This window comes from Maribacter sp. MMG018, assembly GCF_018100785.1.
Lineage (GTDB): Bacteria > Bacteroidota > Bacteroidia > Flavobacteriales > Flavobacteriaceae > Maribacter.
Genome location: NZ_JAGJEC010000001.1, coordinates 804,761 through 831,516, shown reverse-complemented (window position 1 = coordinate 831,516; position 26,756 = coordinate 804,761). Strand labels below are relative to the sequence as shown.

Here is a 26,756-nt window from a genome sequence, read left to right as displayed (position 1 = left end):
TAAGGTACTGTAATACCGTCATAAAAAAAACCTGTCATGTTCTGCAAAATGACAGGTCTAAAGAAAAAACCTATAAATGTTGGGGGAAGGTTTACAAATCGATATTAATATTTATAAAACTTGGCACTTTTGTTCACGCCCATATCTTGCACCTGTATCACATACAGTCCTGTAGCAAGATCAGCAACATCGACCTGATTATTTTGAACATCGCCCATCTTTAATTCAATACCGGAGGCAGATATGATACGATACATAGCCGTATCGCTCACTTCTGAACTTATATTGATCTGTTCTACCGCAGGATTCGGATATACGGAGAACTTTACCGTACCGTCGGCACCAAGCGTTTGGTAGCCCCCTAAATCACCGATTACGGTTTCGGCTCCTTCGAAAGTAAATTTATATTCCATACTATAGTCGGAAGCAACATTTTGCGAGCAAAACGTACGAACCCTCACAATATAATCTTCGTTCAATTGTAATCCGGTTAAAGTTTTGTACGCTTCCATGCCGTAATCCGTCATCCAATTATCATCTTTTTTGTTTCTATACTGTACCTCGTACAAACCATCGGTCATTTCTTCCCATGACAGGGTAACGCTATTTTCCATAGCATTACTTAAAGACAAACTGTTAGGTGCCGTTGGGTTACATGAAGTAATGCCCACACCGGATATAAGCAACGAAAAATCTTGTATATCATATTTTAGGGTCCCTTTGTGGGTTACCGTTATCGTATATGAGCCTTTTGCGCTGGGTATATCTATTCGTTCAAAAGGATCTACCAGGTTATCGCCTGTGGTAGCGGCCGCCTTGGGATTTGCCGGATTTAATTTCCAAGGAAAATAGGTTTTGCCATCCTGTACTACACGTATATCCAAATCGTTAACCAATGCGGCTGTCTTGGCGTTCAATTCACCTCTGTTTACATAATCTGATTCGGGGTCGGTCCATGAAATGGATGCGACCAAGGGTTCGTTACCATTTGCCATTACGGTAAAAGAGAATGTATCACCTTCAGAAAGTTGGTCTTCGAGAACATAGGAACTATACTCCTTATTGTATACCAATTCTGCAGCTCTTTTTGCGTTCATTACACCCCAACCCATCTTATAATCGGGTCCGGGAGTATCGACATCATCGGCCGTATGCAAGGCCAACCCTTTAAGGGTAGCCGCTTTTAGATAAGAACCGTACAACTGCTCATTGTGCTGTTGCAACAATAACAAGGCTCCTGTAACACCGGGTGTTGCCATTGAAGTTCCTGAAGAAACATCGTAACTGGTATCACCATCGGCATCTGTAGAAAGGATAGAAGAGCCGTCACCGGCCAAATCTGGTTTAATTCTACCATCATCTACGGGTCCGTAACTGCTGTAAGCCGACACCGTAGCTTTTTTTAAGTTGCCATTGCCATCAATTTTGGTATCGGATCCCGCAACGGTAAGTCCGTTCTTGGCAACGGTAAAACCTAACATTAAATCAAAACCATCTGCACTTGTTCCGAATATAGGAGTTTCGTTATCTCCGCTATGTCTGGCATTACCCGCTGCCGTAACCATTAAATAATATGGTGCGTTATACATAATCTTGTCCCAATCTTGGGCCACTTTAATATAAGAACCAAAATACCAGTCGGGCACCCTATCAGATTTAATTCCATAAGAATGGTTGGAAAGCAACAAGCCGTTTGCGGCCGCTTCTATAACTTCCAATTTATCACGGGTCCAGTCGTGCGAAAGTACATTTGCTTTATATGCTACACCTTGAGCCCCCTTTTTTACTCCTGAAGAAATAAGACTTCCGGTAACCATTGTTGCATGTGCGTCTATTTCTGTACTACCATCTACAACCATTGCCCTATCACCATATTCTTGATGGGTTGTAAGGGCTACACCAGAATCCCACACACCTACCTTCATACCTGCACCATCCAAATCTAGGTTCAGGGTGCCATTCGCATGTAATTCCGAAGCTCTACAAGCTTGACTTGCATTATCGGAATACGTTTCATAATAAATGGGACTTCCATCTTCTCCAATTTCCTGCAGTTCTACCTTTTTACCGTTGGGCAATACTTCTTTCAACTTCAGATTATTTGCCTTGGCCATTGCCATGGTCTTTGCCCTATTTTTTTCATAATCAAACTCAAGGTCGACCTGCATTGATCCGATTTTAGAAAAATCGTATTCCTTATTTATGATTTCATTTATTTTTTTTGATTGGGCGGTCAGGAAGGAGGTTGTTAGAAAAAAAAGAAATAAGAGCCCCAAAAGAACACTCTTATTGTATGATTGCTTTCCGTAGTCCATAATTTGTTAGTTAGATATGTAAGATTTGGACTACAATTATATCTAAACATTCTTTCAGTTTCGACTAAAAGGATGATTTATTCGATGAAATACACGCCTAAATATCAAGTGTTGTTGTGAAATCATCATTTTTTGATGTGTATAGGATTATTCTTACTTTTTTGAGAGTGAAATCTTTACGAATTATATTTCAGAATTATATAAACAGGAAAATGATCGCTATACCCTCCTAGATATTTTCTGCCCGCATAAGTTCGGTACGGGCTTCCTTTGTATTTACCCTTTAGTTCTTTTAAGAACTCATCATCAAAAATATTCGCGGTATGAAAACTATGGCTCTTTTTTTCATAGTTATAAAAACTATGGGAGAGAATAATCTGGTCAAAAAGGATCCATTTTCGCTTATAGCTGGCACTTCCCCTTAACTCAGGTGCATGTAATTTTTCCATTGGGTTGTGCAAAGAAGTATTTTCCAGTAGTGTTTGAATACTCTTAGACCTCGGATCATCGTTAAAATCGCCCATTACAATATAATTGGCAGACGGGTCTTCATTCTCAATGGCCCTCATTTCCTCTTTGATTACCTGTGCAGCTTTTATTCTTTTATATTCCGTTGAATCGCTACCGTCTCTTCTAGAAGGCCAATGGTTTACAAAAAGATGGACCTTTTCTCCATTTAATTTACCGCATACATACAAAATATCTCTTGTCGTATCCCTTTCGCCATTCAAATTGTCAACGATAAGCGGTATGGGCTTCGATGTAATAACCTCAAAATACTTTTGATTGTATATCAGTCCCGTATCAATACCCCGTTCATCCGGAGATTCATAATGTATAAAACTATAGTGGTACTGATCTATCGGTTTGGTCTTAACAAGGTCTTGCATAACAGATTCATTTTCGACCTCTGCGACCCCAATCAAAACAGGAGGATACTTATTGGCAGAGCTACCTATCTTAGCAATAGTTCTAGATAGTTTAGCAAGTTTTCTACGGTATTTCTTGGGTGTCCACTTTTTAAAACCTTTAGGGGTAAAGTCTTCATCTAAAGTAAATTCATTGTCCTCGGCGTCAAAAAGATTCTCTAAATTATAGAACGCTATGGTAAATAGATGTTTCTTATATTTTTTTCTGAACAATGGAAATCGCATGCAATCTTCTAATTTATCAAGGGATAAAAATAAAAAGAGTATTTAAAAGCCTCTCCTTATTATTCGGATTCTTCCTCCAAAACGAATAAGTGCCCTATCCACCCTTCACCTGCTTCGGGTATAGATGTTGGTAACGCATTGGTATACAAAAGGGCATTGAACAGGGTACGATATGTTCCCATAGGTTGACCACGCCATTGAGGCTGAAAACCGAACAACAACACATGTCCGTTGCCATGATGCACATCGAGGGCGGCCGCCCTGCCGTTCATATACTCCTCGCCGACCAAATAACCGGACATTAACGGAGAACCCTTTTCTTGGTATTTAGCCAGGACCTCTCCTTTAAAACCTTCCGCAAGCTCAAATACCGGGCTGTTGTACACAAATATATTGGCATTCTTCATCATGCCGGCCATTACCGGGTGCGTAAGACTGGTCTCTACCTGCATTATGGAACCACCCGTAAAAAACTTGGCCCGATCCACTCCTTTCACTACGTTTTCTACTGGTAGATGTAGGGCTTCGATAGCAAAATCGACACTTCTGTTCAAGGCTATCAACGTTCCACCTTCTTTTACAAAAGCATCTAGGTTTCTTTTTTCTAAATCCCCCAACCCTTTAGTATATTGAGACGGAGCTCCACCTTGTTGGATACCGTTTTCAATAGCGCTTGGCCTATCGGAAGCAATAACGATTACATCAAAACGGTCTTTTAAGCTCCCCGTTTTAAAATCCATATTTCTAATAGAGGTATAGGAAAAACCAAAACTATCCAACAACCACCGAGTCCAACCCATATCCATACTAGCCGTCCATGGCCTATATACGGCAATCCTAGAGGTAACTTTAGCATCCCCGGACCTAGAGTTCATTATACCATTAACGGCATAATCACCAACCCATCGTTGCGCTTTTCCCTTACTGGCGCCCTTAACGCCATATTTTCTCTCTTCTGCATCATATACTATTCCATACCCGTCGTCCATAGCATCGGTCAATACCCTAAAAGTATTGTTCTCGGTGGGGTCTAACCACAAGGTACTTCCCCCTCCTCTTAGGGTTCCGGGCAAGGGCTTTATACCCGCTGCAACCCTATCGGTGTCAAAACCCGCCCCGGGCGCCATGTCTACCTTATTAAGGTCTTCCGTTTCATCATCCGATGTCTCTATAGGAGTCCCCTGAACCAAAGACATGGCTGCCCTAAATTCTTCTGACAAGGGTACCGTACCTGATACGACCTGTACCTCCATTTGAAAAGGCAAGGTCCACCCCGCCGCATCATAGGGTTGTTCCAAAGGCCCATCGGGAGATTCCCGTAAATCTGGATATTCCTGTACATCCAACACCTGTCGTATCATTTCACCGAATTCTTGGTCTAAGGGAATCACCCATGTTCCTTTTGGATAGTTGACACCGGCATACTCCATAGATTTATCCAGCTCATAAATCTTGGCCCCATTAAATGCCAGACGTTTTAATAGCTCTACCGGGCGAACAGGATCTCGTTGTTTTTGTGGTACGATATAGGCAAATGGGGGTTCCTTTTTATATTTTTCTATGGTATTGCTCGCTGCTTGATACTTATTGAACAGCAAGGTTTCCTTATACTTGGCACTATAGTCCAAAACAGCGATAGATGCCGTCTGCATGTATTTCATAGCATCGCTCAATCGCCACCAGCCCCCTTTCCACGGACTGTTATAAAGAGATTCTACCCGAAGGTCCTTTCGATGGGCCGGAAAATCTTGAATGGTATAAAAATAAGGGGTCGCATACCTATAAAGGGCGGTTTCTGTCCAAAACGAAGGTATGTTCTGCATTGCCGGCAAATAGTCTATGTACCCCGGGTACCAGGCATCAAAGCCTTTTCCCATATGAACGGCCCCCGGCAAACCTTCCGTTTCAAGTTCTTGCGCCATGGCCATACCTATCATATTTACTTCCCTTGCCACTATCGCAGGTGTTTGCGGGGCAATAGGTTCCGCAAAAGGCGGCAACCATATTCTTGTCGGAAATGGCGATGATTGATGGTGTACATGAATTATATTGGGTTCCCATTCCCTCCAGGTTCTACCTACCACCCTAGACTCTAACATATTAAGCATATAGGCATCCCTATTATTGTCATGACCAACATATTTCTGATAAAGCCAAGGGGTTCTAGCTGTTTCGTACGGAGTACCCACATTGGACATGTACCAATTTGCAATAATATCTTGCCCATCTGGGTTCAGCGACGGCCATAGCACCAGAATAACATCGTCTAAAATGGGTTTGAATTTTTTGGTATCCGCTTCGCTCACAATTTGGTGGGCCAATGTAATTATATGTTGCGCCCCGGCGACTTCAGAAGCATGTAACCCTCCACTAAGGTCAACTATTGCCTTACCCTCTTCCGCTAATTTTTTAGCTTCTTCACGACCAATACCTTCCGGATGGGCCAATTTTTGGGAAATACCCTTGTAATGATCTATTTTGGCAAGATTCTCTTTAGAGGAAATAAGCACATAATACCAAGTTCGCCCTTCGGATGTTTTTCCGGTTTCTCGCATTTCTACCAAATCACTGGCCGCGTCCAATGCTTTAAAATAAGCTATAGATTGGTCGTAGGTCGCCAAGTGAAAGTCTGCGCCTACTTCAAAACCAATAATATCTTTAGGTGTAGGAATCGTTTCTACCTGAGCCTGAACCTTAAATACCGTTAACATAAAGATCAAGAGTAGACCTTGGGAAAAATAGTTTTTTAGTAATCTAGGCCGGGTAATTACTGTGTGAATCAGAGTCATTATGTATCTAGGTTGGTTCTAAAAGCCTAAATTATAGAAACTATCCCATTATTTTAGACGTAAGTACATAATAAAATACTTTTGTAAAAAATGGCTTTAGAAACATTGTTTAGATTTGTACTTTAATTGATTCAATGCTAGAAAAGAAAACAACAGAATACGAAAAGGCCGTTCTTATCGGTATCATGAACAAAGAACAGTCTGAAGAGAAGGTTACCGAATACTTGGACGAACTTGAATTTCTTACCTATACGGCCGGGGGCGAAGTGGTGAAGCGATTTGTTCAAAGAATGGATATTCCCAATCCAAAAACGCTTATTGGAAGTGGAAAAATGCAGGAGGTAGAACGTTTTGTGGAAGAAAACGAAATAGGCGCCGTCATCTTTGATGATGAACTTTCTGCCGCCCAGCAAAGAAATATCGAAAAACAGTTACGCTGTAAAATAATAGACAGAACAAGTTTAATTCTTGACATTTTTGCCCAAAGGGCCCAAACCAGCTATGCACGCACGCAAGTAGAGCTGGCGCAATATCAATACCTATTGCCGAGACTTACCGGGCTATGGACCCACTTGGAAAGACAAAAAGGGGGTATTGGTATGCGCGGACCTGGTGAAACCGAAATCGAAACGGATAGGCGTATAGTTCGTGACCGTATAACCCTGCTCAAAAAAAAGCTGCAAAAAATAGATAAACAAATGGAGACCCAAAGGGGTAACAGGGGCGCTTTGGTAAGGGTGGCCCTGGTGGGGTATACCAATGTGGGCAAGTCGACTTTAATGAACGTTATTAGTAAAAGTGATGTATTTGCCGAAAACAAGCTTTTTGCCACACTGGACACTACTGTTAGAAAAGTGGTCATAGGCAATCTCCCATTTCTTTTGAGCGATACCGTTGGATTTATCCGAAAACTGCCTACACAGCTCGTAGAGAGCTTTAAAAGCACCTTGGACGAAGTGCGTGAGGCGGACCTTCTACTTCATGTAGTGGATATTTCGCACCCTCAGTTCGATGAGCATATCGAATCTGTAAACAAAATACTGTCGGAAATCGAAAGTTCTGACAAAAAAACCATCATGGTCTTCAATAAAATAGACCAGTACGAGCACGAGACCATAGACGAGGACGATTTAATCACCGAACGTACCACAAAACATTTTACCATTGACGAATGGAAAAGTACCTGGATGGAAAAAGTTGGCGATAGGGCCCTCTTTATATCTGCCCTGAACAAAGAAAACCTGGGCGAGTTCAGAAAACGTGTCTATGATGAGGTAAGGGACATTCATGTGACCCGTTTTCCGTATAATAATTTTCTATATCCAGAACATTTAGACGAGTATTAAAATACCATCCATACAACCAGGGATGTTGTTCATCGATGAATTTGAACCGTTGATATGTTTCACAACATTTTAGGTCGCGTTCACAACATAAATTGCACACAAGCGAAACGCTCACCGTAACTTTACAGTGTGCGTAAGTGATAGTGTTGACCCCAAATCGATATTGAACTTATAACTATGAGTAAAATCCCAAATTTTACGATACCTACTTAACCAAAAAAGCCCTCTAAAAAGAGGGCTTTTTTTATACTACTATATTTATTTCTTAGAACGCGTAGTTCAATCCAAATAACCAGTAAGACTGTAAATCGTTGTCTATACTGTCAAAAGTAGCACCTGCATCAGGAACTACAGCGTCGTTTATGGCATAGTTAAGAGCTTCTTGCTTGTTATTTCTTAAGCCAAACTCAAAACCTAAACCTATTCCGTTCCAAATGGTGTAACCAAAAGAGTTTATCCAAGTCCAGTTAGACAAATCTGAAGACTTGTAGCTTTGGAACATAGATAGGTTGGACTTGAAATTGATATTTCCGATCTTACGAGTATAATCGGCAACGATCTTTGCACCTAAAGAAGATTCGAAAATATCATCTTCGCTGCTAAATACGAAGTTATAGTTTAAAGGGTGTATTACCACAACCAAATCGGTTATCGGTGTCCAAGTAGCACCAATACCTAAATCTAAATAACCAGGATCGTTAAAGTTGTCCAAGATGGTAGTTCTGTATTCCCCTAACGCAGAAATAGCGAACTTTTCACTTAATTTACGACCGTATAAAGAGGTGATGGTAAAAACATCGGTAGCTTGTCTAAAACTGTCATCATCGGCAGGGTCGTCTTTATCATCGAATTTTACCCATCCCAAATTCAAGTTTCCAGAGTTTCTCCAGAAAAACTTTTCTTGTTGCAAGTTAGCATAACCGTTTACCGTAACTCCAATATTACCGGTAGAGTTGTTAGGTGTACCTTGGGCATACCAGTTATCGAAACCACTGATATTGGCACCTATAGTACCAAAAGCCCCTATCTTCCAACCTGGAAGTGCGTCAATTTGACCTTTTATCGCATCTACCCTTCCTTGAATGGCTGCAATAGAATCTTTCTTAGAAGCCATTTCGGCCTTTAGTTCCTCTTCTGTCTGCGCAAAGCCAAAAGCACACGCCAACATTAGCACTGTAGTTAAAAAAATGTTCTTCATGATAATTAGTGTTTATTTTTTTAGAAACGCAAATGTACGAATAGTCACTTTTTCCCTACAGGAATTTCTATTGATTTTTTTCCTTATATAAAGGAACAGAAGAACATGCTTCTCCGTACATGATGGATTTTGCAACGGACTGAAGTTTGTCCGCTATCATAATATAGGCATTCGGGGGTACCGGTTTTTTACTACACCCCTTAATTATGACCGGTTTGTTTTTATAACCGGAAACATCCATATTCTCTATAATAGATTGATACAACAAGGTTTCTAAATCCTCTAAGGTGCCTTGAACCACTTTTTTTGCATAAGGATGAAGCTTTGTGGTAATAAGCATATAGGCCCAGCCTGGTACGATAGCCTCCGTAGAACAGGTCAGAACAACGTATGCATCCTTATATTGCTCCCAATCATGTTCTTTCAAATAAGCCCTAAATTCCTTTTCACGTAAAATAAACCCCTCGAAAAGCCAATCTTTAATATCCAAAACAATTCTTTTTCCCGAAGGGTAATACTCTTCAAGGTCAACAGTAACCAGCTTGCTTTGCGATACTCTATTTATTATTTCGTCTGACATATAGCTTTTACCGAATCAATTCTAATGGTTAAGGCGCAATTACAAAAGCCCTAGCTCTAATTTGGCCTCTTCGCTCATTAAATCTTGGGTCCATGGGGGATCAAAGGTAATCTCTACCTCAGCATCTTTTATATCGTTCAGAGACTTCACTTTTTCCTCTACTTCTGTAGGCAAGGTCTCGGCAACGGGACAGTTAGGCGAGGTAAGGGTCATCAATATCTTTACCTCATTGTCTTCATTGACCAAAACGTCATAAATTAATCCCAGTTCGTATATATCTACAGGAATTTCCGGATCATAAATAGTCTTTAAGATCTTTACTATTTTCTCTCCTAATTCGGAGGTATCCCTTTCTTGTGTTTCTTCGCTCATATCTCTTAATTTAATTGCGTCTGATAAGCGATCGCATATAGTTTTAACTGTTTGATCATGCTTACAAGACCATTGGCCCTTGTGGGCGATAAATGCTCTTTTAATCCGATTTCATCAATAAAATCGGTATCTGCATCTATAATATCTTGGGGTTTTTGATTGCTAAAGGCCCTGATCAAAATGGCAATAATCCCCTTTGTAATGATCGCATCGCTATCGGCGGTAAATACCAATTTGTCTCCATCCAACTCGGCATGTACCCATACTTTGCTCTGGCAACCTTTTATAATATTATCATCGGTCTTATATTCTTCGTCGATCATGGGAAGCGATTTGCCCAACTCTATCATATATTCATAGCGCTGCATCCAATCATCGAACATTGAAAACTCATCTACGATCTCTTCTTGTATCTCTTTAATTTTCATGGGTGGCTTTTACACAAAAGTACAATAGGAATTCTTGGGAATCAAAAGTTTAGGCTTATGCTAACAAAAAAGCTTACACCAGCATGTTTTTGGCTCTTTCAACTCCCGCTACGAGCACATCTATTTCTTCTTTGGTATTATAAAAACTAAAACTGGCCCTTACCGTTCCCGGAATGCCGTAAAAGTCCATTATGGGCTGCGTACAATGATGTCCTGTTCGTACCGCAATACCCAATTTATCTAAAATAGTGCCTATATCGTATGGGTGCACCCCCTCGATATTAAAAGAAATAACGGCGGTTTTATGCTCGGCGTTACCATAGATCTTTAACCCATCTATCTTTAAAAGCTCTTGGGTCGCATATTCTAACAGCTCGTGTTCATACTCGGCAATATTGGCAAAGCCAATACTGTTCATATAGTCGAGGGCCGCACCAAAGGCAATTCCACCACAAATATTAGGTGTACCTGCCTCAAACTTATGAGGTAGCTCAGCATAGGTCGTCTTTTCAAACGTAACCTCGGCTATCATCTCTCCTCCTCCTTGATAAGGTGGTAGCTTATTGAGCCATTCTTCTTTCCCGTAAAGCATGCCAACACCCGTAGGGCCACACATTTTATGAGCGGAAACAACATAGAAATCTACATCCAATGCTTGTACATCCGCCTTTATATGTGGAGCTGCCTGTGCCCCATCTATCAATACCGCAGCACCGACCCCATGGGCCATATCAATAATTTTCTCAATTGGGTTTATAGTGCCAAGAGCGTTGGATACATGGTTACAGAATACCAATTTTGTTTTAGGGGAAAGTATTTCAGAAAACTTCTCCATAATCAACTCTCCCTGTTGGTTCATTGGTATCACCTTAAGTACCGCACCTGTTCGTTCGCAAAGCATTTGCCATGGCACAATATTGGAGTGGTGTTCCATGGCCGATACTATAATCTCGTCTCCCTTTTCCAACAACGAAGTAAATCCGCTGGCTACCAGGTTAATGCCATGGGTAGTACCCGAAGTAAATATGATTTCGTATGAATTCTTTGCATTGAAGTGCTTCTGAATTTTCTGCCGCGCTATCTCATATTTATCTGTAGCCTCTTGCGATAGGGCGTGCACACCACGGTGAATATTGGCATTGTAGTTTTCATAATAATCTACAATAGCATCTATCACCTGTTTTGGGGTCTGCGATGTAGCGGCATTGTCGAAGTACACCAAAGGTTTCCCATTCACTTCTCGACTTAGAATTGGAAAATCTTCCCTTATTTTTTTAATGTCTAACATAGTCAATCTTCTTATATACAAAGATACCCGATAATGAAAACATATCGGGTATTGTTTATCCTTTTGTGAAAAGGTAGATTTATTAGTTTTAAAACCGAAATCCGATACCAGCTTTTATTAGACTTCCATTTTCATCATAATCATAACTAAAAGTTTCTCCATTTATAACGGTATCTCCATTTACATTTACGTTTAAGTAATCATATTGTATTTGAATAAAAAATCTATTAGAAATATCATAAGACAGACCTAAATTCAAGTTTAATCCTCCGTCAGTAGAATTATTATCAACTTCTGAATTATTTCCACTTTTATAATAGTAATCATCTTTAACTATTGAATAACCTAGGGCAATTTGTGGCTTAAGTTTTGTAAAACCCGGTATCGCCAATTCGGCAAACACTTTCGGCTGAAATAAAAGCTTTTTCACTTTATAATCATTATTTACGTTTACATTCTCTAGATCGTAGTAAGTCCATTCATCTTGATTTTTTAAATACGCGGCACTAAGTCCAACACCAATATTTACGGCACCTAGCTCAACAAAACGATATTTAATACCCAAATCGATAACACCATTTAATTCACTAAATCCTAAATCATCAGAAACATTTAATGGATAATTAGCTTCCACACTCCATTTTTGATCTTGAGCATGTAAAATAATAGAGGTTAATACTAAAAATGAGGTAAATAAAAGTCGTTTCATAAAATTCTAGTTATTTATTTATAAAACGAAAATAGCTCAATAGTAGTGTAAGAAAATACAACGGATCGTTAAGAATTACCTAACGAACCGTTAATTTATGCTCAAATTATTTAAAAAATTGAATATGCAACAGTTAATTGAAACACAGAATGGTAAGCTTTACGATCAATGATATCAAAATCAGAATCACCAAATAAATCTTTCAATCCTCTGTAATATTGAAGACCGATATTTATATCATCATTTATAAAAAATCCCACACCAAGAACTGCCCCATAATCTAATTTAAATTCTCCTGAAGCTTTATATGCATCTTCATAGCTATCCGGAAAATCATCTCCTTTAGCTTTACTTACCGTATTTAAAAGAAAACTTACTTGCGGTCCTGCATTGATATATAATCGTTCTGCAACATACCACTTGAAAGTTAGAGGCACAGTCAGGTAATTTCTCTTTTGTACGAGTTTAAAAGAATCTGCTCCTAGAGGTTCTAAATCAAAAATTCTATAATTTAAATCATATTTATCTACCTTCCCTATTGAAGAATACAACAGCTCTGGCTGAAACGAAAATTTAGAATTTAAAGGTATCTCAGCAAAAAGCCCTGCATGAAATGAAGTCCTATAATTGCTATTTTCATCATAAAAAGGATCATTATTATCTATGTTAGATACATTTAATCCAGCTTTTACTCCAAGTCTAACTTCTTGAGCCCAAATAGAGGCATTGAAAATGAGAAAAGAAATCACAAACAAATAGTGTTTTTTCATAGATAAATTGGTTGTTGGTTTATTATTAAGCCGTTAATTTATAGGTAAATTCTCTCATAAAAAAAGCGACACTGATGAAGTGTCGCTTTTTAAAGTCTTATAACAATATGTTTTAAGAAAATTGTTCTTTTCTTACAAATCAAACCCAAGATTAACCCCTAGTTTTTCAGCAATCAATTTATTAATTCTAATTTTTAATTCTGGTATACGAACACTCTCCAATACATTATTGGCAAAAGCATACATTAACAAAGCACGTGCTTCCTTTTTAGGAATACCACGCGATTGTAAATAGAACAAAGCGTCTTCATCTAACTGCCCAATAGTACAACCGTGTGAACATTTTACGTCGTCCGCAAAAATCTCTAATTGTGGTTTGGTGTTGATCGTTGCCTTATCACTGATCAAAATATTATTGTTCTGTTGAAAAGCATTGGTCTTTTGGGCAATCTTATCTACAATAATTTTACCGTTGAAAACACCTGTGGAACCATCGCCGTAAATACCTTTATAATCTTGATGACTTTCACAGTTAGGTTCTATATGATGCACCAAGGAGTGATGGTCTACATGCTGTTTGTCCCCTAAGATGGTAACGCCCTTCATGGTAGAATCTATATACTCCCCGTTTTGATAGAAGTTCAAATTGTTACGGGTAAGTTTACCTCCAAAAGAAAAGGTGTGCACTTTTACGACGCTCTTACCTTTTTGATTGATATAGGTATTGTCTATCAAAGACGATTCCGGGGCATCGTTCTGTATTTTATAATAATCTACGATACCATTTTCGGCGGCGAATATCTCGGTAACCGAATTGGTCAAAACCTCATTTGACGTTAAGCTCTGATGGCGTTCTATGATCTGAACTTCCGCATTTTCCTCTACCACTATCAAATTACGTGGCTGTAACATCAAAGCTGCCTCGTTGCCTGTCGCAAAATGTAAAATTTCGATAGGTTTTTTGGGCATTTTGTTCTTTGGAATGTAGATATAGGCCCCCTCTTTACTAAAAGCGGTATTCAGCGTAGTCAGGGACTCTTCCTTAGAGGCCACTTTATTAAAATACACATCTATGACCTGCTTGTACATAGGCTTGGTCAACGCTGCGCTCATAAGACAGATATCTACACCGTCATGTGTTGTCTCAGAAAGGTACGAGCTATAAATACCGTCTATAAAAACAATCTTATAAGTATCTATTTCATGAAGAAAATAACGCTTAACATCTTTGTACTCTATCGTATTTTCTTCTTTCGGAAAAATACTAAAATCTATCTTTTGAAGACTGTTCAACGAAGTATACTTCCAAGCTTCCTCTTTTTTGGACGGAAACCCTTTCTCTTCAAAATTCTTTATTGCTTCCATACGTACATCGTGAACAGGGTTCTCTACATCCACATTGTTCTCGAATGCCATAAAGGAAGATATCAACTTATCTTTTAAATCCATTTCTTTTAGTGTTAAGTAGTCGGCTTAAATTAAAAGGCGCTTTCTTTTTACCTTGTCTACCTACCTTTTAAACGGCAGCTTCTTGCTTCAACCAATCGTACCCTTTTTCTTCTAGTTCCATTGCCAGCTCCTTACCTCCGGATTTTACAATTTTACCGTTGTAAAGTACATGCACAAAATCTGGCACTATATAATCCAATAATCTTTGATAGTGGGTAATTACGATAACAGCGTTGTCCTTACTCTTTAATTTGTTTACACCGTTGGCCACAATTCTTAGGGCATCGATGTCGAGACCAGAATCCGTTTCGTCCAAAATAGCCACTTTAGGCTCTAGCATTGCCATTTGAAAGATCTCGTTACGCTTCTTTTCTCCTCCGGAGAATCCTTCGTTTAAAGACCTAGACAAGAATTTACGGTCTATCTCCAATAATTCGGATTTTTCACGAATCATTTTCAACATTTCATTGGCGGGCATATCATCCAAGCCTTTGGCTTTTCTAGACTCGTTGATCGCCGTTTTCATAAAATTGGTAACCGAGACCCCAGGAATCTCTACCGGATACTGAAACGACAGAAAAATACCTTTGTGCGCTCTTTCCTCTGGTGCAATATCTTCTAGGTTTTCACCGTCAAGAGCTACACTACCCTCGGTAACCTCAAATTCTTCCTTACCGGCAATAACGGAAGCCAACGTACTTTTACCAGAACCGTTTGGCCCCATGATCGCATGAACTTCGCCCGCTTTTACCTCTAGGTTTATCCCCTTTAATATTTCCTTATCCTCTACCTGTGCATGCAGGTCTGTAATTTTCAACATAATATCTTACTTTAAAAATTCTGGTGCCTTAGGCATTTTATTAAAATCTTCTTTTTGATGTTGTAGGTATACTTTCGCTTCTTTTTCTTTGGCAAAAGCCTCAAAAGCCTCCATACTTGCCAATGTTTTACTTAAATCGAAATTAAAAACGGGTACTCTTTTATGTTCCCTATTTTCGTAAAGGTGATACAAATCTCCCGTTAACAGGGTAGGTCCGTTTTCATCCAAGTCCAAAAACAGGACCTGATGCCCCGGTGTATGGCCCGGCATAGCTTTGATAACCACGTTACCATCCCCGAACACGTCATAATCACCATTGATTTTTTTTATGTTCTGTAGGTCTCTTACCGCATTGTACAACTCCGGATTTGAAACAGCCGTTGCTTCGCTGGCCACAAAATCATACTCGGCCTCTTGCACCAACCATGTGGAGTTTTTAAGGGCGTTCGCATGACCGCTATGATCAAAATGGGTATGCGAAAGAGCTATAAAATCAATATCATCGAATGTCATTCCTATTTTCTTCAATTGATTTATCACCGAATCTTTTCTTGACACGGTAAAAGCTCCATTTGGCGTTGTATAGGGGTCTTGCCCTACCAACATTTCTGGCAGACCGGCATCCCACATCAAATTTCCCTTAGGATGGCTAATAACATAAAATGGGTCGGCAAATTCTTTGCTCTGACCATGATAAGTGGTGTCCTGAGAGAAAAGTTCTAGATCGTTCACCATTACCGTACCTCCATCAAAAGTATACAGCTTTATACCCGATTTGGCTTTCGCCACAACCTTGTCCACAGCTTCTTTCTTCTCTTCTTTACAAGAAAAAGCAGTAACAAGAATCATAAGTAGCAAAAAATATCTTTTCATATCCGGTACACGTTTAACTATGGTTATCGTTTAAAAACATTCTATGTACAATTGCCAATGAATGCATTTAAGTTGATTACCCTACTGAGCCTTCCAAACTTATTTCCAATAACTTTTGCGCCTCTACCGCAAACTCCATCGGCAATTTGTTCAATACCTCTTTACTAAATCCGTTCACTATCAAGGCAATGGCCTTTTCTGTTTCTATTCCTCTTTGGTTACAATAAAAAATTTGGTCCTCGCCAATTTTACTGGTAGTGGCCTCGTGTTCTATCTGAGCCGATTTATTCTTTGCCTCTATATAAGGAAAAGTATGCGCACCACATTCATTGCCCATTAAAAGAGAGTCGCATTGCGAAAAGTTTCTTGCATTTTCGGCACGACTGTTCACCTGTACCAACCCTCGGTAACTGTTCTGTGACTTACCTGCCGAGATTCCTTTAGAAATGATGGTACTCTTCGTATTCTTGCCTAAGTGGATCATTTTTGTACCCGTATCCGCCTGCTGATAGTTATTGGTAACGGCAATGGAGTAAAATTCACCAATAGAATTATCTCCCTTTAAAACACAGGAAGGATACTTCCATGTTACGGCCGAACCTGTTTCTACCTGTGTCCAAGAAATTTTGGCATTTTTCTCACAAAGTCCTCTTTTGGTAACAAAATTGAACACTCCGCCTTTTCCTTCCTTATCACCTGGAAACCAGTTTTGAACGGTAGAATATTTTATTTCGGCATCATCCAATGCTATTAATTCCACTACTGCGGCATGTAATTGGTTCTCGTCCCTTGATGGTGCGGTACAACCTTCAAGATAACTTACATAGCTACCTTCGTCTGCAATCACCAAAGTTCTTTCGAACTGCCCGGTACCTGCTTGGTTGATCCTAAAATAGGTGGACAGCTCCATAGGGCAACGCACACCTTTGGGTATATAACAAAAACTACCATCTGAAAAAACTGCGGAGTTTAGGGCCGCATAAAAATTGTCTTTTTGTGGCACTACTGTTCCTATATATTTTTTGACCAATTCTGGATGCTCTTTAATGGCCTCCGAAATAGAACAAAAAATAATACCCTTTTCCGCCAAGGTTTTCTTGAAGGTAGTGGCCACCGAAACAGAATCCATTACGATATCTACCGCTACACCTGCCAATTTCTTTTGTTCATCGATGGAGATGCCCAACTTCTTAAAAGTGTCCAACAATTCTGGATCTACTTCGTCTAAGCTATTGTATTTAGGCTTTTTGTTAGGTGCCGAATAGTATGATATAGCTTGAAAATCCGGTTTTTTATAATGAACATTGGCCCATTCCGGCTCCTCCATTTCCTTCCAGGCCTTAAAGGCCTCTAAACGCCATTGGGTCATCCACTCGGGTTCCTCTTTCTTTTTTGAAATGGCAACCACGATTTCTTCGTTCAGCCCATTGGGGAAAGTATCCGATTCTATGTCAGTATAAAAACCATATTCATACTCTTTGGTTTCCAGTTCTTTTTTTAATTCCTCTTCAGTATATGCCATATGCTCTCAAATAAGTAGGCCGCAAACCGGCCACGATTTATAGTGAAAAACTCTCTCCGCAACCGCAAGTACGTTGTGCGTTCGGATTATTGAAGACAAAGCCTTTTCCGTTTAACCCCCCAGAATATTCCAGAACGGTACCCACTAAATATAAAAAACTCTTTTTGTCCACAATAATGCGGATATCATTATCTTCAAAAACCTTATCGGTTTCATTCATTTTGTTATCAAACTTCAACTCGTAGGATAAGCCACTACAGCCACCACTTTTAACACCCACCCGAACATAATCCTTGGCAGCGTTATAACCTTCCTCTGTCATAAGGTCGATTACTTTCTTTTTTGCCGTTTCCGATACTTGAATCATCTCTTAAATGGATTAATTATAAATAATTTACAAATATACTTTATTAGTACGTTTTTATTGCATATCCTAACATTATTATAACGTATAATACAATAGAGGCTATCTATATAAAAATTATCTCTCCAATAGAATACTCGATATAAATATCCTGTTTACTTTTGCATCATGCTAGAGGACAAGAATAACGAAAAAACTTCATTAGAAAAATTAGGCGAATTTGGTCTTATCGATCATTTGACCAAATATTTCGAAAATAATCACAAATCTACCCTTAAGGGTGTAGGTGACGATGCCGCCGTGTTGGATTTTAAGAACAAAAAAACGGTTGTTTCCACAGACCTGTTGATCGAGGGCATTCACTTCGACTTAAGCTACATGCCCCTAAAACATTTAGGTTACAAGGCAGTTATGGTCAATATTTCAGATATATATGCCATGAATGCCAAGGCTACACAGATTACCGTATCCATTGCCGTATCCAACCGGTTTCCATTAGAGGCCATTGAAGAACTATATGCCGGAATTGCATTGGCATGCAAAACCTATAATGTGGATATGATCGGTGGCGACACCACTTCTTCGAACAAGGGCATGCTCATAAGTGTTACCGCACTTGGCGAGGCCGAAGAAAAAGATATTACCTACAGATCCGGAGCCAAACCCAATGATCTTTTGGTGGTAACCGGCGATTTGGGAGGGGCTTATATGGGACTTCAAGTACTAGAAAGGGAAAAAGAGGTTTTTAAGGTAAACCCCAACAACCAACCAGATTTGGAACCCTATACTTATATAGTGGAACGTCAACTAAAACCTGAAGCCAGAAAGGACATGGTTGAGTTACTGCGCAAACTAGAGGTAAAACCAACTTCTATGATAGATATTAGCGATGGTCTGTCTTCCGAAATTTTACACCTGTGCAAAAATAGCAAGGTGGGTTGCCATTTGTATGAAAACAAAATTCCATTAGACCCTACCGTAATTAACAGTTGCGAAGAGTTTAAAATGGACAGTACAACGGTGGCCTTGAGCGGAGGGGAAGATTACGAACTATTGCTTACCATTGATCAGGCCGACTTTCCAAAAATAAAGGGCAATCCGAATCTAACGGTAATAGGGCATATGACCGATGCGGAAGGCGGGGCGAATTTGGTGACCCGTGCCGAGACATTAATTCCGCTAACGGCACAAGGCTGGAATTCCTTTCAAGGATCTTAGCATAAAAAAATCCTGAAAACATAGGGCGATCCAAATCTTATCCGTTGTGGGGCATACGACAGTTAAGAAGAAAGGTGCTTACTAAATTTCCAGGAATGCATTTGTTGTTTCGGGTCAGATCTATGACCGAAACAAATATTTTTTTGTCAGTTAGGCTTATGCTACTTGGTGGTTATGCCTATTTTGATAAATACGCTCCAAGGTCTTATTGATATCTTGAAGTTCTGGAGTAAGAATAGACAGGTTTCCGGTCACATCTGTAGTAACTTGCTTGTTGCAATGAATACACTTATACTCCTTAATGTGAGAAGTTACTTTTTTTGAAACTGCGTAGTGGTGGCCGAAAATGTTACAGAATAGTTTTTTCATACTGTAGGTTTTTTAAAGTCGCATTTGGTCTAATTTGGGAAATGATTAAATGCCTAATTATTAATTTATTGATATAATGCCGTTACAACACAACGACGAGTTTTTAAATTCTATGTTAAATTATATTTTTTTAATCAGCTGAACTATAATTTGTTGTGATGTGATCCATTCTTGTGGTCAACTTTTCATTTTTATAGGTTTCATTTTTTAGAAACACATTTTCAGCATTTTAATCTATCTTTCGGCCATAATTAAACCCATGAGCAATACCAAAGAAACACTGGTAACGGCTTTTGCCCTATTTTCTCTATTTTTTGGAGCGGGAAATTTAATCTTGCCTCCACAATTAGGCTTTAAATCTGGAGAATTTTGGTGGTTGGTAACCATCGGATTTTGCATCTCGGCAGTCTTGATTCCTATTTTGGGTATTATGGCCCATGCAAAATTACAGGGGACCATCTTTGACTTTGGCAAAAAAGTATCTTCTTCGTTTGGCTTGGTCTACGCCGTCATCATATACGCTATATCAATCAGTTTACCATCGCCCAGAACGGCGTCGGTAACCCATGAAATGGCTATTGCCCCCTATTTTGACATTCCTTCGTGGGTAACCAGTATTGTTTATTTTCTATTGGTCTTCATTTTTGTAATGAACCGGTCTAAAATTTTGAACCTCATCGGAAAACTATTGACGCCCGGTATAATACTTATTTTAATTGTTTTGATAGGCATTATTACCTTTACGGTCCATTTTAGTTTTCCCAGCACCGAATTCACTAATCCTTTTACCGATGGCCTTTTAGAAGGATACCAAACATTTGATGCTATTGGAGCGGTCGTTGTTGGTGGGGTCATCATCGTATCCATCAATATAAAACATAAAGAAGAATCTTATATTTTTAAAAGAAAGCTCATTAGAACGGCCGGATGGCTTGCCGGCCTTGCCCTTTTCTTAATTTATATGGGACTGATACTTTCTGGTTCTTTGGTGCATGATTTCTTTGAAGCTTCCATTTCAAGAACATCTCTTTTATCGGGTATGGCTACCATGGCCCTCGGTAACGTAGGAAATCTATTTTTAAGCGTTCTTGTGTCGCTTGCCTGTTTCACAACGGCTGTGGGTATCGTAACAGGAACCTCCGATTTTATTAGGTCGCGCTTTAACGATTCTAAGCTTGCTTATTTGATCACAGCCATTATTGGCTGCGTCCTCGGGGTAATCATGGGCCAATTCAATGTTGGCTATATTATAACGGTAGCATTGCCCGTACTTATGTTCATTTATCCTATTACCATAATTCTAATTCTATTGAACATAGCCCCGAACCAGTATGTTTCATCTAGAGTATTCAAAGCGGTCACCATCACTACCATAATTTTTAGTATTCCCGATTTTTTAGATAGTATAGGCGCCACTACAACAAAAATATTTTCTTGGATCCCGCTACAACAATACAGTTTAGGGTGGTTGCTTCCGGCTTTGGCGGTGTTTATTATTTTCAACCTCTTATTTAAAACACACAAAAACTCCCTACCCTAACCCCTTACTTATAAACATTAATCAGGTGCCCCAACATTAGTCTTGGGTACGCTTTTTTGAATAATAGTAAAAAGCATAGGCTACCAAGACCAAGACTACCAATGGAAGATAGGTGCCGATGACCACCCCTATTTCATAGGCGCTATCAGGAGCCGCTTCCATCTTCTTTTCTATATCGGCCACATCTTGCAACAATAAAAACATACGCATACCTTAAAACGTTATTTCAAGACTGATGGGACAATGGTCGCTGCCCATTACCTGATCATGTATTTGAGCGGACTTTACCTTGGGCCAAATAGCCTCACTGACCAAAAAATAATCGATACGCCACCCTACGTTACGCCCTCGGGCACCTCCGCGCATACTCCAAAAAGTATATTTATCAAAAGTGGTCGGGTGCAAGGCCCTAAAACTGTCCACTAAGCCCAGTTCTTTTAACAAGGCATCGAAACCATCTATTTCTACCTGTGTAAAGCCCGAGGTTTTGTTGTAGTTGGATTTAGGGTTGGCCAAATCGTTTTCGGTATGGGCGACATTAAAATCACCCGTTATAATCAACGGTTTGCTCTGTGACAATTCTTTAAGATAAGCGGTAAAGTCTTTGTCCCAAACCGCTCGGTAATCCAATCGCTTTAATCCACTACCGCTATTTGGCACATACACATTTACCAAATGGAAATCTGGGTACTCTGCATGGGTAATGCGCCCCTCTGCATCGTGTTCCTCTTTTCCCATATCTACAGTAAATGACAACGGCTTTTCTTTAGAAAGAATAGCCGTTCCGGAATACCCTTTTTTTTCGGCACTGTTACAAAACAGTTCGTAATCGGAGATTTCCGACAACGCCTCTTTTACTTGATCATCTTGGGCCTTGGTTTCTTGAACACAAAAAACATCGGCACCAAAATCAGAAACGACCTCTGCGAACCCCTTTTTTACCGAGGCCCTTATCCCGTTAACATTCCATGATACTAATTTCATAATAAGAGATTATTGGTTCATCAAATCTTCTATTTCCTCTACCTCGATCGGAATATTCTTCATTAGGTTAAAAGGTTCTCCCTGTTCTTGTATAACCACGTCGTCCTCTAAACGAATTCCCATATTTTCATCAGGAATGTAAATACCCGGTTCAACGGTAAAGACCATATTCGCTTTCATGGGCGTCTTTAACTCTCCATAATCATGGGTGTTTAACCCGATATGATGACTGGTACCGTGCATAAAATACTTTTTATAGGCAGGCCAATCCGGATTTTCATTTTGCACATCTGCCTTATCCAATAGTCCCAGCCCTAACAATTCGGATGTCATCAATTTACCACATTCTTTATGGTACTCTGCCCAAATGGTGCCGGGCACCAACATTTTCGTCGCCTCGTTCTTAACGCGTAAAACCGCATTATAGACCTCTTTTTGTCGTTTGGTAAACTTTCCGTTTACAGGAATGGTACGGGTAAGGTCGCTAGAATAATTGGCATACTCCGCGGCAACATCCATTAAGATCAGTTCACCGTCTTTACATGGTTTGTTGTTCTCTAGATAATGCAATACATTGGCATTGTTGCCCGATGCTATAATAGGTGGATAAGCGAACCCCTTTGATCGATTGCGTACAAATTCATGTAACAACTCTGCTTCTATTTCGTATTCCCAAACCCCGGGTTTTACAAAACCTAACAACCTACGAAACCCTTTTTCGGTAATATTGCAGGCCGTTTGCATAAGCGCTAGCTCTTCGGGTTCTTTTACCCCACGTATCTCTTGAAGGATAGGATTGCTTTTTGCTACTTGGTGTGCGGGGTATTCTTGTTTACATTTTTGAATAAAGCGATCCTCTCGGGTCTGCGTCTCTACCGCTTGCCTGTAATGCTCATTGGTGTTGAAATAAATTGTTTCGGCCTCGGTCATTAAATCAAAGAAGACCTTATCAAAATCTTGCAGCCAATAAACCGTCTCAATTCCTGAAATCTCGGTCGCTTTTTCTTTGGTCAGCTTTTCGCCTTCCCAAATTGCGATATGCTCGTTTGTTTCGCGCACGAATAAAATTTCGCGGTGCTTTTTATCCATCGCATCCGGAAACAACAATAATATAGTTTCTTCTTGATCGGCGCCCGAAAGGTAAAAAATATCCCTATGCTGCTCAAAAGGCAACGTACTATCGGCACTTATTGGATAAATATCGTTAGAATTGAAAACCGCAATACTTTTTGGCTTCATACGGGCCATAAATTTTTGGCGGTTTTTTATAAAAAGTGAGTTCGGTATCTGTTCGTACTTCATAAGTTTACAATTTGACCATAAAATTACGGATTCCATATAGTTTAAGCAGAAAAACAACATGATATTTGTAGGATCAATGTGATATTGAAATTACCTCCTCTGCTTTCAATTTCTTATCTTGTGAAAGCGTCAATAAAAACAAAACCAAACCTCAATTAATAATTAATCAGACAATATGAAAAAACTAAGTTTACTATTTCTTTCCTCTCTGTTTCTAATAGGATGTTCGGAAACAAAAAAAGAAGAGACCCAAGCAGAATTATTTGCTCGTATCGACTCTGAAATAAAACAAAACGCAAAAGGCTATAGCACATTAAAAGAAGCGACGGAAACTATTGGCCACCGTCTTACCGGTTCTGAAAACGGGGCAAAAGCGGAAGAATACACCTATAACAAGTTTAAAGAATACGGATTTGAAGATGTCGCCTACCAAACTTTTGAAGTAGAAGCTTGGTCACGGGGCGAGGTTTCATTAAAAATCAATGATACGGACGTAAAAGTCGTAACCTTGGGGCATTCTCCCATAAAGGCCGATGTTTCCGGTGAAATCGTAGATATGGGCAATGGCCTAGAAGCCGATTATGCCGCTAATCCAGATGCTGTCAAAGGAAAAATCGCTTTGGTGTATATAAGTATATTACCCGACAGCCCGAAAGGACTCTCCAATCTTCACCGAAGTGAAAAAACGGCCCTTGCCATAGAACACGGAGCCATTGGTATCATCATCATCAACCAAGTGGACAATGGTGTATTATTGACGGGAACGGCCTCCGTTACAGGTGAATTGATTCCTATACCAGCAGTTTGTATCGGCAAAGAAGACGGTATGGCGTTAAAAGAAACCTTAAAAGAAGGCAAAGCGAAGGCAGATATCCATATGACCAACAAAAGTGATATGATCAAGGCAAGAAACGTAATCGCAACATTACCCGGAAGTGAAATTCCACAGGAAGAAATAATATTGGGAGGACATTTGGATTCTTGGGACCTTGCTACCGGAGCTATCGACAACGGCATCGGATCCTTTGCCATATTAGATATTGCAAGGGCTTTTAAAGCAAATAACCTGCACCCTAAAAGAACGGTAAAGTTTGTCATGTTCATGGGAGAGGAACAAGGCTTATTGGGATCTAAGCATATGGTACGGCAAGCTGTTGCCAACAACACTATCGACAATATAAAATATATGATGAACCTGGACATGTCCGGTAACCCAATAGGCATGAATGCAGGAGGACAGCTCGAAAACGAACAGTTTTTTAAAGATCTGGGGGCTGCCATTCAACAACAAGACTCTATTTACCAAAACAAATTTTCGAACCGATCTGGTTTGCATAGCGACCACCAACCGTTTATGTTAGAAGGTGTTCCCATTTTGTCAGTACATAGTAATTTAGACCGTTCTATTTACGGATGTTACCATTCCGATTGTGATGATTTTGATCTAGTGAACAAAGACCATATGACCAATACCGCAAGGTTTGGCACTATGATGGTATATGCCCTGGCCAATGCGGATACATTGCCCGCTACCAAAATGGACAGTGAAACGACCAAAAATTTTATGATCAAAAACAACTTGAAGGAAAAATTGATTATCGGAGGCGACTGGAAATGGGAAAAATAACGATTAACAAAACGAACAACGGCAAAAGAGCGATAATTCTTTTGCCGTTTTTTTTATTGGGGCTTATTGTTTCTTTCGCCCAAAAACCGGAAAAAACAAGTGATACGTACTTTAATTTGGTTCGGCCACAATTTAGTGGCGACATTGCCTATAAAACCACCGAGTATGTTGCCCAATATTGGCGCGTTCCGGGAAACACAGGTTTTAACAACAGTGTGTATTGGATAGCCGACGCGTTGGAAAATGCCGGTTATGTTCTAGAAACAAAAGCCTCCCCTACAGACAGGTTAACCTATCGTATTGAAAAACGCCCCATGGAAAAACCCACTTGGGAACCTGTTTCGGCCTCATTGCAAATTGTTGGCGACAATACACCCTTGCTTGTTTCTAGCAGTAATCGCAACATGACCTATCTAAACTCGGCTTCAACCCCAAAGACGGGAATCACAGCGGATATTGTACATATAAAACCCGGTGATGATCTTTCAAAACTGAAAATAAAAGGCAAAGTAGCCTACATAGAAGAGGGGTTTCGAAATTACTATAAAGAACTTGTAGCCAAAGGAGTTCTGGGTGTTATCACCTACGACAATCCCCCCTATCTTCAACCCGAAAAAAACAAGACCTCTATTCAATTTAGAAGTTTGCCGCCTCAGACCGACACTAATATTTGGGGCATCGCCCTTTCCTATGAGGCCAAAGAAAAACTTGAGGCAGCACTAAAAACAAGACCGACCACGGTTCATGTAAATATTCAGACAAAAATTTATAAAGCCGAGGAGCTCACTATAATCGCCAACATCAAAGGCGCAAAAAAACCATCTGAAAGAATGGTGTTCAGTGCACATATACAAGAACCGGGTGCCAACGACAATGCCAGCGGTGTAGGCGCACAATTGGAGATGGCGATCGTAGCCGCAAATTTGGCGAAAACAGCAAAAGTGGATTTCAACAGGACCCTAACATTTCTATGGGGCGATGAAATTTCTTCTACCCACAGGTACATTCAAGAAAACAAAGAAAGGGCCAATGGTATAAAATGGGGCATTAGTTTAGATATGGTAGGGGAAAACACGGCCCTAACAGGTGGTTCTTTCTTGATTGAAAAAATGCCCGACCCCAGTGCCATTTGGACCCGAGGCAAGGACAAACATTCTGAATGGGGCGGACAACCTTTGTCTTTAGAACAAATGAAACCCCACTACCTGAACGATTTTATTATTCAAAATTTTAAAAAACAAGGAAAATACGCCCATTGGGAAGTGAACACCAACCCTTTTGAAGGCGGTAGCGACCACACCCCTTTTTTAAGAGCCGATATTCCCGGTCTTTTGTTATGGCACTTTACCGACCAGTTTTATCATACGGACAATGACCGTATAGACAAAGTTTCGCAAGAAACCCTAAAAAATGTGGGTACGGCCGCCTTGGCCAGTGCATTGGAACTGGTAAACGGAAATTCACAAACTGCACTCCATATTTTAAGCACGTTGGAAAAAGTGGCCAAAACAAGATTAAAGGAAGAGTTTGAACTTAGTAAAAATACCCTGAACAACAATTCAACCGTTGCTGTAGAACGCCAGATTTTGGAAGCTTGGGAAGACTGGTACTTAAATGCATTTGAAACATTAAAAGATTTAGGGGAAGATGTTACGCTATCTCAAGAAATAGAAAATGCCCAACACAGACTTTCAGATTTCAACAAACTTCAAATAAAAAGACTGAAGTAATCACAGCAT

The 26,756-nt window shown here is 39.8% G+C and carries 24 protein-coding genes; 5 read left to right on the top strand and 19 right to left on the bottom strand.

The annotated features are described in order from the left end of the window. Positions 1 to 104: 104 nt before the first annotated feature. The 3 genes from J8L85_RS03640 to J8L85_RS03630 all read right to left on the bottom strand — a co-directional run bounded on the left by J8L85_RS03640 (position 105) and on the right by J8L85_RS03630 (position 6,258). Positions 105 to 2,315, bottom strand: coding sequence for a S8 family serine peptidase (locus tag J8L85_RS03640; RefSeq protein ID WP_211014631.1), 2,211 nt, complete (start codon positions 2,313 to 2,315; stop codon positions 105 to 107). Positions 2,316 to 2,491: 176 nt separating this feature from the next. After that, positions 2,492 to 3,469: an endonuclease/exonuclease/phosphatase family protein gene (locus J8L85_RS03635; RefSeq protein ID WP_211014629.1), complete on the bottom strand. Its 978-nt coding sequence runs from the start codon at positions 3,467 to 3,469 to the stop codon at positions 2,492 to 2,494. Between the two features lie 59 nt (positions 3,470 to 3,528). Next, complete coding sequence (locus J8L85_RS03630; protein ID WP_211014627.1) at positions 3,529 to 6,258, bottom strand: M14 metallopeptidase family protein; 2,730 nt, start codon at positions 6,256 to 6,258, stop codon at positions 3,529 to 3,531. 134 nt (positions 6,259 to 6,392) lie between these two features. Here J8L85_RS03630 and hflX point away from each other — a divergent pair, with 134 nt between their 5' ends. Further along, a complete protein-coding gene (gene hflX / locus J8L85_RS03625) occupies positions 6,393 to 7,604 on the top strand; it encodes a GTPase HflX (RefSeq protein WP_211014625.1) in 1,212 nt (403 codons plus the stop codon). 265 nt (positions 7,605 to 7,869) lie between these two features. Here hflX and J8L85_RS03620 read toward each other — a convergent pair whose 3' ends face one another. The 12 genes from J8L85_RS03620 to J8L85_RS03565 all read right to left on the bottom strand — a co-directional run bounded on the left by J8L85_RS03620 (position 7,870) and on the right by J8L85_RS03565 (position 17,980). Continuing rightward, positions 7,870 to 8,802 carry a DUF3078 domain-containing protein gene (locus J8L85_RS03620; RefSeq protein ID WP_211014623.1) on the bottom strand — a complete coding sequence of 311 codons (933 nt, stop codon included), beginning with the start codon at positions 8,800 to 8,802 and terminating at the stop codon, positions 7,870 to 7,872. Between the two features lie 67 nt (positions 8,803 to 8,869). Further along, positions 8,870 to 9,382 (bottom strand): DUF2480 family protein, encoded by a 513-nt coding sequence (locus tag J8L85_RS03615; protein ID WP_211014621.1) that lies wholly within the window; start codon positions 9,380 to 9,382, stop codon positions 8,870 to 8,872. 39 nt (positions 9,383 to 9,421) lie between these two features. Continuing rightward, a complete protein-coding gene (locus tag J8L85_RS03610; RefSeq protein WP_211014619.1) occupies positions 9,422 to 9,754 on the bottom strand; it encodes an SUF system Fe-S cluster assembly protein in 333 nt (110 codons plus the stop codon). A gap of 5 nt (positions 9,755 to 9,759) precedes the next feature. Beyond that, positions 9,760 to 10,182, bottom strand: coding sequence for a SufE family protein (locus J8L85_RS03605; RefSeq protein ID WP_211014617.1), 423 nt, complete (start codon positions 10,180 to 10,182; stop codon positions 9,760 to 9,762). Between the two features lie 73 nt (positions 10,183 to 10,255). Then, the gene (locus J8L85_RS03600) at positions 10,256 to 11,470 is read right to left on the bottom strand and encodes a cysteine desulfurase (RefSeq protein ID WP_211014615.1); all 1,215 of its coding nucleotides are present in this window, start codon (positions 11,468 to 11,470) and stop codon (positions 10,256 to 10,258) included. An 88-nt stretch (positions 11,471 to 11,558) separates the two neighbouring features. After that, positions 11,559 to 12,179, bottom strand: coding sequence for an outer membrane beta-barrel protein (locus J8L85_RS03595; RefSeq protein ID WP_211014613.1), 621 nt, complete (start codon positions 12,177 to 12,179; stop codon positions 11,559 to 11,561). Positions 12,180 to 12,289: 110 nt separating this feature from the next. Continuing rightward, positions 12,290 to 12,949 (bottom strand): porin family protein, encoded by a 660-nt coding sequence (locus J8L85_RS03590; protein ID WP_211014611.1) that lies wholly within the window; start codon positions 12,947 to 12,949, stop codon positions 12,290 to 12,292. A 132-nt stretch (positions 12,950 to 13,081) separates the two neighbouring features. Then, positions 13,082 to 14,398 carry a Fe-S cluster assembly protein SufD gene (gene sufD, locus J8L85_RS03585; RefSeq protein ID WP_211014609.1) on the bottom strand — a complete coding sequence of 439 codons (1,317 nt, stop codon included), beginning with the start codon at positions 14,396 to 14,398 and terminating at the stop codon, positions 13,082 to 13,084. A 67-nt stretch (positions 14,399 to 14,465) separates the two neighbouring features. Beyond that, on the bottom strand, positions 14,466 to 15,218 hold the full coding sequence (gene sufC / locus J8L85_RS03580) for a Fe-S cluster assembly ATPase SufC (RefSeq protein ID WP_211014607.1): 753 nt from the start codon (positions 15,216 to 15,218) through the stop codon (positions 14,466 to 14,468). A 6-nt stretch (positions 15,219 to 15,224) separates the two neighbouring features. Further along, positions 15,225 to 16,091 (bottom strand): N-acyl homoserine lactonase family protein, encoded by an 867-nt coding sequence (locus tag J8L85_RS03575; protein WP_211014605.1) that lies wholly within the window; start codon positions 16,089 to 16,091, stop codon positions 15,225 to 15,227. A 76-nt stretch (positions 16,092 to 16,167) separates the two neighbouring features. After that, positions 16,168 to 17,613: a Fe-S cluster assembly protein SufB gene (sufB, locus tag J8L85_RS03570; protein WP_211014603.1), complete on the bottom strand. Its 1,446-nt coding sequence runs from the start codon at positions 17,611 to 17,613 to the stop codon at positions 16,168 to 16,170. A 37-nt stretch (positions 17,614 to 17,650) separates the two neighbouring features. Next, positions 17,651 to 17,980: an iron-sulfur cluster assembly accessory protein gene (locus J8L85_RS03565; RefSeq protein ID WP_211014601.1), complete on the bottom strand. Its 330-nt coding sequence runs from the start codon at positions 17,978 to 17,980 to the stop codon at positions 17,651 to 17,653. Between the two features lie 165 nt (positions 17,981 to 18,145). On the opposite strand from J8L85_RS03565, the gene thiL reads away from it, so the two are divergent. Then, positions 18,146 to 19,195, top strand: a complete 1,050-nt coding sequence (gene thiL, locus J8L85_RS03560) for a thiamine-phosphate kinase (protein WP_211014599.1) — start codon at positions 18,146 to 18,148, stop codon at positions 19,193 to 19,195. Between the two features lie 156 nt (positions 19,196 to 19,351). On the opposite strand, the gene J8L85_RS03555 is transcribed toward thiL, so the two are convergent. Next, on the bottom strand, positions 19,352 to 19,564 hold the full coding sequence (locus J8L85_RS03555) for a hypothetical protein (RefSeq protein WP_211014596.1): 213 nt from the start codon (positions 19,562 to 19,564) through the stop codon (positions 19,352 to 19,354). Between the two features lie 259 nt (positions 19,565 to 19,823). On the opposite strand from J8L85_RS03555, the gene brnQ reads away from it, so the two are divergent. Further along, positions 19,824 to 21,104, top strand: a complete 1,281-nt coding sequence (brnQ, locus tag J8L85_RS03550) for a branched-chain amino acid transport system II carrier protein (protein WP_211014594.1) — start codon at positions 19,824 to 19,826, stop codon at positions 21,102 to 21,104. Between the two features lie 36 nt (positions 21,105 to 21,140). Here brnQ and J8L85_RS03545 read toward each other — a convergent pair whose 3' ends face one another. From J8L85_RS03545 to J8L85_RS03535, 3 genes are read right to left on the bottom strand one after another with little or no spacing between them, the layout of a single operon-like run. Then, positions 21,141 to 21,314 (bottom strand): hypothetical protein, encoded by a 174-nt coding sequence (locus tag J8L85_RS03545; RefSeq protein ID WP_211016360.1) that lies wholly within the window; start codon positions 21,312 to 21,314, stop codon positions 21,141 to 21,143. Positions 21,315 to 21,317: 3 nt separating this feature from the next. Then, a complete protein-coding gene (locus J8L85_RS03540) occupies positions 21,318 to 22,088 on the bottom strand; it encodes an exodeoxyribonuclease III (RefSeq protein ID WP_211014592.1) in 771 nt (256 codons plus the stop codon). 9 nt (positions 22,089 to 22,097) lie between these two features. Next, positions 22,098 to 23,390 (bottom strand): aminopeptidase P family protein, encoded by a 1,293-nt coding sequence (locus J8L85_RS03535; protein ID WP_211014590.1) that lies wholly within the window; start codon positions 23,388 to 23,390, stop codon positions 22,098 to 22,100. A gap of 175 nt (positions 23,391 to 23,565) precedes the next feature. Between J8L85_RS03535 and J8L85_RS03530 the strand changes: the two genes are divergently transcribed. Beyond that, positions 23,566 to 25,017 (top strand): M20/M25/M40 family metallo-hydrolase, encoded by a 1,452-nt coding sequence (locus J8L85_RS03530; RefSeq protein WP_211014588.1) that lies wholly within the window; start codon positions 23,566 to 23,568, stop codon positions 25,015 to 25,017. After that, positions 25,005 to 26,747 (top strand): M28 family peptidase, encoded by a 1,743-nt coding sequence (locus tag J8L85_RS03525; protein WP_211014586.1) that lies wholly within the window; start codon positions 25,005 to 25,007, stop codon positions 26,745 to 26,747. The genes J8L85_RS03530 and J8L85_RS03525 overlap by 13 nt, the downstream gene beginning before the upstream one ends. The last annotated feature ends 9 nt before the right edge of the window (positions 26,748 to 26,756 follow it).

What these genes read in the sequence shown, in the direction of transcription:
- J8L85_RS03640 (WP_211014631.1), bottom strand. Translation starts at nt 2,315, where the DNA reads ATGGACTACGGAAAGCAATCATACAATAAGAGTGTTCTTTTGGGGCTC.
- J8L85_RS03635 (WP_211014629.1), bottom strand. Translation starts at nt 3,469, where the DNA reads ATGCGATTTCCATTGTTCAGAAAAAAATATAAGAAACATCTATTTACC.
- J8L85_RS03630 (WP_211014627.1), bottom strand. Translation starts at nt 6,258, where the DNA reads ATGACTCTGATTCACACAGTAATTACCCGGCCTAGATTACTAAAAAAC.
- hflX (WP_211014625.1), top strand. Translation starts at nt 6,393, where the DNA reads ATGCTAGAAAAGAAAACAACAGAATACGAAAAGGCCGTTCTTATCGGT.
- J8L85_RS03620 (WP_211014623.1), bottom strand. Translation starts at nt 8,802, where the DNA reads ATGAAGAACATTTTTTTAACTACAGTGCTAATGTTGGCGTGTGCTTTT.
- J8L85_RS03615 (WP_211014621.1), bottom strand. Translation starts at nt 9,382, where the DNA reads ATGTCAGACGAAATAATAAATAGAGTATCGCAAAGCAAGCTGGTTACT.
- J8L85_RS03610 (WP_211014619.1), bottom strand. Translation starts at nt 9,754, where the DNA reads ATGAGCGAAGAAACACAAGAAAGGGATACCTCCGAATTAGGAGAGAAA.
- J8L85_RS03605 (WP_211014617.1), bottom strand. Translation starts at nt 10,182, where the DNA reads ATGAAAATTAAAGAGATACAAGAAGAGATCGTAGATGAGTTTTCAATG.
- J8L85_RS03600 (WP_211014615.1), bottom strand. Translation starts at nt 11,470, where the DNA reads ATGTTAGACATTAAAAAAATAAGGGAAGATTTTCCAATTCTAAGTCGA.
- J8L85_RS03595 (WP_211014613.1), bottom strand. Translation starts at nt 12,179, where the DNA reads ATGAAACGACTTTTATTTACCTCATTTTTAGTATTAACCTCTATTATT.
- J8L85_RS03590 (WP_211014611.1), bottom strand. Translation starts at nt 12,949, where the DNA reads ATGAAAAAACACTATTTGTTTGTGATTTCTTTTCTCATTTTCAATGCC.
- sufD (WP_211014609.1), bottom strand. Translation starts at nt 14,398, where the DNA reads ATGGATTTAAAAGATAAGTTGATATCTTCCTTTATGGCATTCGAGAAC.
- sufC (WP_211014607.1), bottom strand. Translation starts at nt 15,218, where the DNA reads ATGTTGAAAATTACAGACCTGCATGCACAGGTAGAGGATAAGGAAATA.
- J8L85_RS03575 (WP_211014605.1), bottom strand. Translation starts at nt 16,091, where the DNA reads ATGAAAAGATATTTTTTGCTACTTATGATTCTTGTTACTGCTTTTTCT.
- sufB (WP_211014603.1), bottom strand. Translation starts at nt 17,613, where the DNA reads ATGGCATATACTGAAGAGGAATTAAAAAAAGAACTGGAAACCAAAGAG.
- J8L85_RS03565 (WP_211014601.1), bottom strand. Translation starts at nt 17,980, where the DNA reads ATGATTCAAGTATCGGAAACGGCAAAAAAGAAAGTAATCGACCTTATG.
- thiL (WP_211014599.1), top strand. Translation starts at nt 18,146, where the DNA reads ATGCTAGAGGACAAGAATAACGAAAAAACTTCATTAGAAAAATTAGGC.
- J8L85_RS03555 (WP_211014596.1), bottom strand. Translation starts at nt 19,564, where the DNA reads ATGAAAAAACTATTCTGTAACATTTTCGGCCACCACTACGCAGTTTCA.
- brnQ (WP_211014594.1), top strand. Translation starts at nt 19,824, where the DNA reads ATGAGCAATACCAAAGAAACACTGGTAACGGCTTTTGCCCTATTTTCT.
- J8L85_RS03545 (WP_211016360.1), bottom strand. Translation starts at nt 21,314, where the DNA reads ATGCGTATGTTTTTATTGTTGCAAGATGTGGCCGATATAGAAAAGAAG.
- J8L85_RS03540 (WP_211014592.1), bottom strand. Translation starts at nt 22,088, where the DNA reads ATGAAATTAGTATCATGGAATGTTAACGGGATAAGGGCCTCGGTAAAA.
- J8L85_RS03535 (WP_211014590.1), bottom strand. Translation starts at nt 23,390, where the DNA reads ATGAAGTACGAACAGATACCGAACTCACTTTTTATAAAAAACCGCCAA.
- J8L85_RS03530 (WP_211014588.1), top strand. Translation starts at nt 23,566, where the DNA reads ATGAAAAAACTAAGTTTACTATTTCTTTCCTCTCTGTTTCTAATAGGA.
- J8L85_RS03525 (WP_211014586.1), top strand. Translation starts at nt 25,005, where the DNA reads ATGGGAAAAATAACGATTAACAAAACGAACAACGGCAAAAGAGCGATA.